This is a genomic window from Traorella sp. mt218 (assembly GCF_055420025.1).
Map to the genome: position 1 here is coordinate 1 of NZ_JBVAYM010000038.1, position 9,435 is coordinate 9,435.

General features: G+C 32.1%; 9 protein-coding genes. All 9 read left to right on the forward strand.

Annotated features, from left to right (window positions below):
* Window positions 1-165: 165 nt before the first annotated feature.
* The 9 genes from ACZYT3_RS12280 (at window position 166) to ACZYT3_RS12320 (ending at window position 9,330) form a co-directional block, all read left to right on the forward strand.
* Complete coding sequence (locus ACZYT3_RS12280) at window positions 166-972, forward strand: ABC transporter permease (protein ID WP_294560746.1); 807 nt, start codon at window positions 166-168, stop codon at window positions 970-972.
* 10 nt (window positions 973-982) lie between these two features.
* Window positions 983-1,801, forward strand: coding sequence for an ABC transporter ATP-binding protein (locus ACZYT3_RS12285; protein ID WP_464088853.1), 819 nt, complete (start codon window positions 983-985; stop codon window positions 1,799-1,801).
* Window positions 1,802-1,811: 10 nt separating this feature from the next.
* The gene (gene tagD / locus ACZYT3_RS12290) at window positions 1,812-2,201 is read left to right on the forward strand and encodes a glycerol-3-phosphate cytidylyltransferase (protein ID WP_464088854.1); all 390 of its coding nucleotides are present in this window, start codon (window positions 1,812-1,814) and stop codon (window positions 2,199-2,201) included.
* A 14-nt stretch (window positions 2,202-2,215) separates the two neighbouring features.
* Window positions 2,216-4,663 (forward strand): CDP-glycerol glycerophosphotransferase family protein, encoded by a 2,448-nt coding sequence (locus ACZYT3_RS12295; protein WP_464088855.1) that lies wholly within the window; start codon window positions 2,216-2,218, stop codon window positions 4,661-4,663.
* 47 nt (window positions 4,664-4,710) lie between these two features.
* Window positions 4,711-5,904 (forward strand): CDP-glycerol glycerophosphotransferase family protein, encoded by a 1,194-nt coding sequence (locus ACZYT3_RS12300; protein ID WP_464088856.1) that lies wholly within the window; start codon window positions 4,711-4,713, stop codon window positions 5,902-5,904.
* Complete coding sequence (locus ACZYT3_RS12305) at window positions 5,891-7,000, forward strand: CDP-glycerol glycerophosphotransferase family protein (RefSeq protein ID WP_464088857.1); 1,110 nt, start codon at window positions 5,891-5,893, stop codon at window positions 6,998-7,000. Before ACZYT3_RS12300 ends, ACZYT3_RS12305 begins: the two co-directional genes overlap by 14 nt.
* 49 nt (window positions 7,001-7,049) lie before the next feature.
* Window positions 7,050-7,919, forward strand: a complete 870-nt coding sequence (locus ACZYT3_RS12310) for a methionyl aminopeptidase (RefSeq protein ID WP_464088858.1) — start codon at window positions 7,050-7,052, stop codon at window positions 7,917-7,919.
* 9 nt (window positions 7,920-7,928) lie between these two features.
* Window positions 7,929-8,450 carry a cysteine hydrolase family protein gene (locus tag ACZYT3_RS12315; RefSeq protein WP_464088859.1) on the forward strand — a complete coding sequence of 174 codons (522 nt, stop codon included), beginning with the start codon at window positions 7,929-7,931 and terminating at the stop codon, window positions 8,448-8,450.
* A gap of 301 nt (window positions 8,451-8,751) precedes the next feature.
* Window positions 8,752-9,330: a hypothetical protein gene (locus tag ACZYT3_RS12320; RefSeq protein ID WP_464088860.1), complete on the forward strand. Its 579-nt coding sequence runs from the start codon at window positions 8,752-8,754 to the stop codon at window positions 9,328-9,330.
* Window positions 9,331-9,435 lie beyond the last annotated feature (105 nt).

A 9,435-nucleotide genomic window follows, 5' to 3' on the forward strand; every position in this document is an offset into this window, starting at 1 on the left:
TTTTAAAATTGCATGACATTTATATATTTTTCATTCGAAAAACCACTGATATCGCATAATTATGGGCTTAATTTGCAGTTTATATGTAAAATGTTATAGTTAAATTCAAGTAATTATTGTATAATTGAAGTAAATTTTAGGAAAATTTGAAAGGATGGCATAAGAATGCTTAAAAGTATATACTATGTACTGAATGAGAACTTTACGAATCTATATAGGATTTTCTGTATATCACGATATGAGCTGCTTGCAGATATGCGTGATTCTAAATTCGGATTATTTTGGAATTTTGCTTCTCCGGCGATTCAGGTCATTACCTATTGGCTGGTATTTGGTGTCGGAATGAATCGTAATGGATATGACGGTGTGGCTTATCTGCCATGGGTCATCGTGGGATTTTCAGCATGGTGGTATTTACAGCCATGTATAACGCAGGGTTGCAGTGCGGTATTCTCAAAAAAGGATGTTATTACGAAGATGAAATTTCCGATCAGTATTCTTCCGGCTACCGTATGTGCCAAGGAGTTTTTTAATCATTTATGTATGATGGCGATCACGATCGTGGTACTTTTGCTTTATGGCTATCGGCCGAATGTATATTGGCTCAATCTCATTTACTATGCCTTTTGTGCTTTTATGTTTGTGGAAGCATTGTCTTTGACCACATCTGTTTTAACGATGATGTGGCGTGATGTAAAGAAGCTTGTTGTTTCTTTGATACGCATGATCCTTTATTTATCACCGGTGCTTTGGCCGGCAGCATTTAAGAATTATCCGTTTATGACATTTGTGATGAAATTAAATCCGGTCTATTACATCGTTACCGGTTATCGTGATGCGGTATTTTTTAATAAGAGCTTTTTACGACATCCGGCCATGGGTCTGTATTTTTGGATCGTTATTTTAGTGCTGTTTGTCATAGGCTCAAGTCTGATGTATCATTTCAAGAAGAAAATGATTGATATGATCTAAGAGGTGCAAGATGGATAAGAAAATAGAGTATGCAGTAGAAATGAATCATATTTCTAAGATTTATGCGTTAAAACAAAAAGAAAAGAAAAAGAAGAAAGAATATTTCTATGCATTGAAAGATATCAGCTTTCAGGTAGAAAAAGGTGATGTGATCGGTATTTTAGGAACCAATGGATCAGGAAAATCAACACTCTCATTGATATTGGCAGGAATTTCCGATCATGATGGCGGTGAAATGGTCGTTAATGGTGAACAAGCCTTGATTTCGATCAATACCGGTTTGAACCAGCAATTGACAGGAGAAGAAAATATCAATGTGAAGGGAGCCCTTTTAGGTCTTTCTAAGAAAAGAATCGCTCAAATCAAAGAAGGTGTGATCGAATTTGCGGAATTGGGAGATTTTCTTTATCAGCCTGTAAAGAAATATTCCAGTGGTATGAAATCAAGGCTTGGATTTTCAATTTCACTGGCTTTGAATCCGGATATATTTATCGTTGATGAAGCATTATCGGTAGGAGATAAAGGTTTTGCACAGAAATGCTTGAATCGGATGATGCGGCTTCGTGATGAAAAAAATAAAACGATTTTCTTTATTTCACATTCCCTTCCTCAAGTGAGAAGCTTTTGTAAGAAAGGTATGTGGATCGAAGGAGGAAAATTAATAGAGTTTGGTGATATTGATGAAGTATGTGATCATTATTCAGAATATGTCGATCACTATAACTCATTAAGTGAGAAAGAGAAGAAGAAGGTTCGTGATGAAAAATTTAATGAACGTCTTATAAAAGGGGAAATAAAAAAAGGCTTTTGGGAACATATATTCAGATAGCGGAGGTAATATGAAAACAGTTATTACATATGGTACATTTGATTTATTTCACATAGGACATTTGAATTTATTAAGGCGAGCTAAAGAATTAGGTGATTATCTGATCGTTGCAGTATCCAGTGATGCGTTTAATGCCATCAAAGGAAAGCAGTGTGCCATTCCTGATTATGAGCGTATGGAGATCGTTAAGGCCATTAAATATGTCGATAAGGTGATTTTAGAAGAATCGTGGGATCAAAAAATATCGGATGTGCAGAAGTATGATGTCGATGTATTTGTGATGGGGGATGATTGGAAAGGCAAGTTTGATTTTCTGAAAGATTACTGTGAAGTGGTATATCTTCCTAGAACTGAAGGAATTTCTACGACACAGATCAAAGAAGAAATGAAAGATTTATAGAAGAGGTAGATGAGATGAGTATAAAAAGCAATTATAAAACGATTAAACGCAATGCGAAAAAACTAATTAAAAGTCCTTTTTTCAGAGCTCGATTTTGGTTTACCCATTTTTATGAAAATAATGATATAAATGATTCCATAGCGTTATTTGAGTCTTATAATAATTCGAATTTTAGTGGAAATGTTTTTTATATTCTAAAAGAAATAAATACAAGAAAAGAGTTAAAGAATATTAAGAAATATATTTCTTGTAAAACCAAAGAAGATCAAAAACTGATCACAGATTTTTTAAATAAAAATCAGATAAATAATTTTGAAGTAATCAGAGTACATACGAAAAAATATTGTCAAATTCTTAGCAGTGCAAAATATTTATTTAATAACGCAACCTTCCCAACTTATTTTATAAAAAAAGAAGGACAAATTTATTTTAATACCTGGCACGGAACCCCTTTAAAAACATTGGGGCGCAGCATTGCATCATCTCCTCATGAAATAGGTAATACTCAACGAAATTTTATCATGGCAGATTATTTGTTGTATCCAAATGAATTTACATTTGAGCATATGAAAAAAGACTATATGCTTGATAATCTGTATAAGGGAAAATATATTCTTGGAGGCTATCCAAGAAATCATGTCTTTTATGATGAAAAACGGATAAGGGAAATAAAAAACGAATTAGAATTAAATCATAAAGAAATCATATGCTATATGCCTACTTGGAGAGGGTCATTAGATAAAAAAAATGTTCGTGAACAAACGGTTTCTATTGAATACTTTCTTTATCAATTAGATAAGGTTTTATCAGCAGATAAAATCATGTTTGTAAAATTACATAATTATGTATCATCTCAAATTGACTTTTCCCAATTTAAATATATAAATTCTTTTCCAGAAGGATATGAAACTTATGAATTTTTATCTGTAAGTGATTGCCTTATCACTGATTATTCAAGCGTTTTCTTTGATTATGCCAACTTAAGAAAAAAAATTATTCTTTTTGCTTATGATAAAGAAGAATATCTAAAAGATAGAGGAATGTATTTGCAAATGGAAGATTTACCTTTCCCAATTGTAGAAACAGTAAAACAGTTGCAAAATGAGATTTTAGATTTAAATAGTTATTCGGATTATTCAGAATTTATAAATAAATATTGTTCTTATGATCATGAAGATTATGCGAAAAAAATTACAGATTTAATATTCTTTGATCAAAAAGATAATATGATGATCATAAATGGTGAAAAATTTGATAACGGAAAGAAAAAAGTACTTATTTATGCTGGATCGCTTGCAAAAAATGGATTAACAACATCATTACAGGGCTTATTGAATCATATTGATACCGAAAAATATAATTTTATTCTTTTCTTCTATAAAAATTCTGTTAAAAAATATACAAATGTTATTAAAGAATTTCCAGAAGGAATATCTTACTATGTAATACAGGGACAAAAAAATATAACTTTTAAAGAAGCGTTTATTCAGTTTTTTTATTACCGATTAAATTTGTATTCTAAGGGAATCGAAAAGTCATTAAAGCGGATGTATAAAAGAGAATTAGATCGTTTGTTTAATGAAAAATTACATTTTGATTGTGCTATTCATTTTACAGGATACGAAAAACATATTGCGAACTTATTTTGTGAATTGAAAAATTGCAGAAGAATCATGTATGTTCATAATGATATGAGTAAAGAAAAGAAAACAAGATCGAATTATCACTCATTATCTGTTTTAAAAGCATATCGAACATTTGAAACAATAGCATGTGTCAGAGAAGGACTTGAACAGGTGATTATGTCATTGGTACCTGAAATAAATGCTGAAAAAATAAAGGTTGTTCATAATGTAAATAATGTAGAAAGAATTATTGAAAATTCAAAAAAACCTCTATGCTTTGACAAAGATACTGTATCCGCTTATACAGTTGAACAGATAGAAGATATATTAAATAACAAAGAATCTAAAAAATATATTGATGTAGCTCGTTTTTCACCAGAAAAAGGAATTAAGAGATTAGTAGAATCTTTTGAAAAATTTAATAAAAAGCATCAAAATACATATTTGTTTGTTATAGGTGGACATGGCAGTGAGTATAACGAAATCAATGAGTATGTTACCGCCCATCAATTAAACCATATCATATTAATAAAATCTTTAAGTAATATTTTTCCTATCTTAGTAAAATGTGATGTATTTATTATGTCTTCATATTATGAAGGCCTTCCAATGAGCATCATGGAGGCATTAATTTTAAATAAACCTGTTGTTTGTACAAATATTCAGGGACCAAGAGAGTTTTTATCGCAAGGATATGGATATCTTGTAGAAGATTCATCGGAAGGAATTTATAAAGGTTTCATGGATAGTTATGAAAAAGATTTACATTTAAAACATTTTGATTCGGAAGATTTTAATAGACAGGCATTACAAGAATTTTATGATATTATTGAATAGCTAATTTAAATATCTGTGTTTGTGCTGTAGGAAGGATGAGGTTATAAATGGGAAAAATAAAAATACAATTAAGCAAAATATTCAGCGTTTTTTATAGGATATTTTGTAAAATAGTTCCTACAAATAATAATATGGTTATTTTTATAGCTTTTCATGGAAGAGGCTATTTAGATAATCCCAAAGCTATACATAGATATATGAGTGAACTTTCAAATTTTAAAAACTATTCTTTTATATGGCCATTAAAACATAAAAAAGAAATAAAAAATGCGAAAGTTGTTCAATATTTAAGTTTAACGTACTTCTACTATATGGCTAGAAGCAAATACTGGATCAGTAATTGCAAATTACCGTCATATATTTATAAAAAGAAAAATCAGATCTATCTTCAGACATGGCATGGAACTCCTTTGAAAAGACTTGGGCATGATATTGTTGTTAGTAATAAAAAATTTTATCGTAGTGGGTTAAGTGCTGAAGAAATGAAAAAAACATATGACGATGATGTTAGTAAATATAATTATATGCTTTCTCCTAATTCTTTTTGTACAAAAGTATTCCAGAGCGCCTTTCGGATCAATAAAGAGCGTTTGATCGAAACAGGATATCCGAGAAATGATATTCTTTCAAATTATACGGAGGGTTATAAACAGGATATTTTTAAAAAATACGGGTTACCTAGTAATAAGAAGATCATTCTTTATGCACCTACATGGCGTGATAATCAATTTAATGTCAGTGGATATGTTTTTGAATTAAAGGTTGATTTCAAGCTGTGGAAGGAAATATTAGGTGAAGATTATATCATCTTATATAAACCGCATTATCTGATTATCAATAAGATGAAAAAGGATAAAGCACTTGATGATTTTGTATATGAGATCGATGCGGATGCAGAAATCAGCGATCTTTATATCATCAGTGATATACTGATAACAGATTATTCAAGCGTTTTCTTTGATTATGCGATATTAAAACGGCCGATCTATTTCTATATGCAGGATATCAAAGAGTATCAGCATGAATTAAGGGGCTTCTATTTAGATATTCATAAAGATCTTCCCGGAAATATTTATGAAACGGAAAAAGAAATGTTAGAAGATATTGTAAAGGATCGTTTTGATTATAAGCGTTTAGATGAATTTAATGAACGTTTTAATTATTTAGAGGATGGAAAGGGTGCTAAGAGAGTTGTAGATATATTATTTACAGATAGAGGGTATAACCATGAAACTAAATAAAATGATTTTAATGTTTCTGCTTTATTGCATGAATTTGTTTCGCTTTTTGATGCCAATGCGTAAAAACAGAATCACATTCATATCTTTATCAATGGATCATCTTGAGGGTGATTTCTATCAAATTGATAAAAAATTAAAAGAAGCAGGTAATTTTGATATACGTTATAATCTGATGATCTATAAAAAATCTTTATCTGGAGATTTTCAATACTTTTTGAATTGTCTTAAACAGCTTTATGAGATCAATACTTCAAGACTTGTTTTCATTAATGATAATAACTATGTCATTACAAAATTAAAAAGAGAATCAACAAAGGTTGTTCAGCTGTGGCATGCATGCGGTGCCGTAAAAAAATTTGGAAATCAGATTCCTCGTTCTTATAAGATATCAAATTATGACTATGTTGTCTGTGCTTCTGAGGTGTGGAAATCTGCCTATGCGGAAGCTTTTGGTGTGAAGGAAGATCAGGTGAAGGTAACGGGGCTTCCTCGTACAGATGCTTTATGTCATCCTAAAAGGGTTCAAAGCTATCGAGATAAGTTTTTTAAGAAATATCCGCATCTTAAAGGTAAATATCTGATTTTATATGCACCGACATTTAGAGGAAATACGATCAAAGGCTTGGATTTTGTTAAGCTGGATATGAATCAGGTAATCGATCAGTTGGATGATCAAAGCTATCTTTTATATAAGATGCATCCTCTTTTAGCCGAAGTTGGTTTTGATAAACATGAAAGGCTCGTCAATGTAAATAAAGAAAACTTATATATGCTGATGTGTGCATGTGACTGTTTGATCAGTGATTATTCATCAATTATTTTTGATTATTCACTTCTTAAAAAGAAGATGCTGATCTTTGCACCGGATTATGAAGAATATCGCAAGAGCATTGGTTTTAATATTGATTATATGAAAGAAATGCCTTGTCCGATATGCAAAGAAACACAAGAGCTGATTGATTGCTTAAAAAAGAAAGAAGATACTTATCTCAAAGGAACACAGGCTTTTCAGAAAAAATATATGCCTTATGAGGATGGGAAAAATGTCGATCGGATCATTGATCTGGTAATGCCTTTTCTTCATGATAAGAGTTAATCTTTGATTTTTTTAGGAAATGACTCTATAATAGAAACGGTGATAAAATATGATATATTCAAAAAACGGTGCCTGCTGGTGCGGGAGCAAAAAGAAATATAAGCATTGTCATTATGAGTTTGATCAGAAGCTGATGCAGATGAAGATGCAGGGATATGAAGTACCCCCTAAGTCAATCATTCGTAATCAAAAGGATATTCAGATCTTAAGGGAAAGTGCCAAGATCAATACTGCAGTATTAGATGCTGTGGCAGAAAAGATCTGTGAAGGAATGAGTACACAGGAGATTGATGATATCGTAAGAGAGGTAACGCATGCTCATCATGCGAAATGTGCGCCATATCGTTATGAAGGGTATCCAAAGAGCGTTTGTACGAGCATCAATGAGGTCGTGTGTCATGGTATTCCGGACAGTAATCGTATCTTAAAGAGCGGAGATATTGTCAATGTGGATGTATCGACGATCTTTAAGGGATATTTTTCAGATGCCAGCCGTATGTTTATGATTGGTGAGGTCAGCGACAATGCCAGAAAACTGGTTGAGGTTACGCATCAGGCATTACAGGCAGGCTTGGATGCGTTGAAGCCTTGGGGAACCTTAGGTGATATCGGTCATGCGATCCAACAGGTTGCGGAGAGCCATGGATATAACGTAGTGCGTGTTTTTGGGGGTCATGGGGTTGGTAAAGAATTTCATGAAGAGCCTTTTGTAGCACATGTAGGAAGACCAAATACGGGCATGGTAACAGCTCCGGGAATGACATTTACGATCGAACCGATGATCAATGAAGGTACGTATGATGTGGAAATCGATCCGGATGATGGCTGGACGGTAACGACGAAAGATAAGAAATTGAGTGCTCAATGGGAAGTCATGGTATTGGTTACTGATGATGGCTATGAGATATTGACACAGTAAGGAGAGAAAATGAAAGAACTTTTATTTGTTGTGGATATGGTCAATGGGTTTGTGAAAGAGGGCAGTATGCATGATGCGTCAATCATGAAAATCGTTGATGTGATCAAAAAAGAATGTGAAGCTCATGAAGATCGTTTGTTCATCGCTGATACGCATGAAAAAGAGGCCATGGAATTTAAAAGCTTTCCGCCTCATTGCATCAAAGGCACATCGGAAGCTGAGATCATTGATGAATTAAGACCTTATGTAAAAGAAGTATTAGAAAAAAATTCGACGAATACTTTCCATGTCTTAAATAAAGAAATCTTAAACGACTATGATTCTTTTAAGATCGTCGGCTGCTGTAGTGATATCTGTGTCATGCAGCTGGCAGTCAGCTTAAAGACCTATTTGAATCAGATGAATATGGCACAGCCTGTGATCGTTGCAGAAAAGGGAATTGCTACCTATGATTCTCCAACACATCCGGCAGAGGAATATCATCAGATTGCCCTTCGTCTGATGGAACAGGCTGGAATCATGATTGAATAAAGCGAGCTTTTAATTATAGAAATATTTTATATTTGCAACATAAAGGAGTCCTCATGATGGACTCCTCATTTATTTATAAAATTAATCATGCCCAATAAAAATTATATATGAAAAAATAATTAGAGAAAAGACTTATCTTAAAAATGCATATATTGTATAGTATAAATATCAAAGATATCATGGGAGAGAGGGAATTGAAATGATAGATTTAAATAATATGGTAAGCTATTGAAGTTAAGATACTGTTGATTTAGTGTACAATATTCTATAAAAAAATAAGTTATGAAAGAAAGGAGCATAAATGTTAAAACAAAGAAATATACTTGCTTGCTTTATCTCTTGTTTCTCCCTTCTGTTAAGCGGATGTACTATTGGATCTACAAATGAAACAGAAGATCAAATGATTCATATTGACTGGGATTATGGTGTGCGATATGTGGTTAATGAAAACAATGCGAATGCTTTGTCTGAAGTTAGATTGTATATTGATCCAGAGAGAGAAGATGTGATTGCTTCACTGTCGGTTACGCTGCCCAAAGAGATGGATGATGTTGATGAAAAAGAAGCAGTAGAGTTGATGCAACTATATAATACCGAAATGTCTGTGATGAAAGAAATGAAGTGTACTTATGTATATCCTGAAAATGACGGTATTCATGAATTTATCAGGTTAAACTTTTTTCTTGGTGATGATACAGATATATCCGCAATGATTCAATATCTTGGATTAGAAGAAGAATTTGAAGATGGTATCTTATATTATGAAAAAGAATTATTAAATGCTGAGAATTTTCGATATCAATGGATTTTAGAAGAAGGCAATTTTGAAAATAATATTTCTTTTTCAAATGATTCAGAATATGATTATCCATCTCAATAAAATTACGATGAGGCTATAATATTTTCCAGCCTCTTTTTTTCTTGTCAAAAAAAGAAAAAAAGTACATAATATGACTAAATCAGCAAAATCCAACTGACAGTTGAA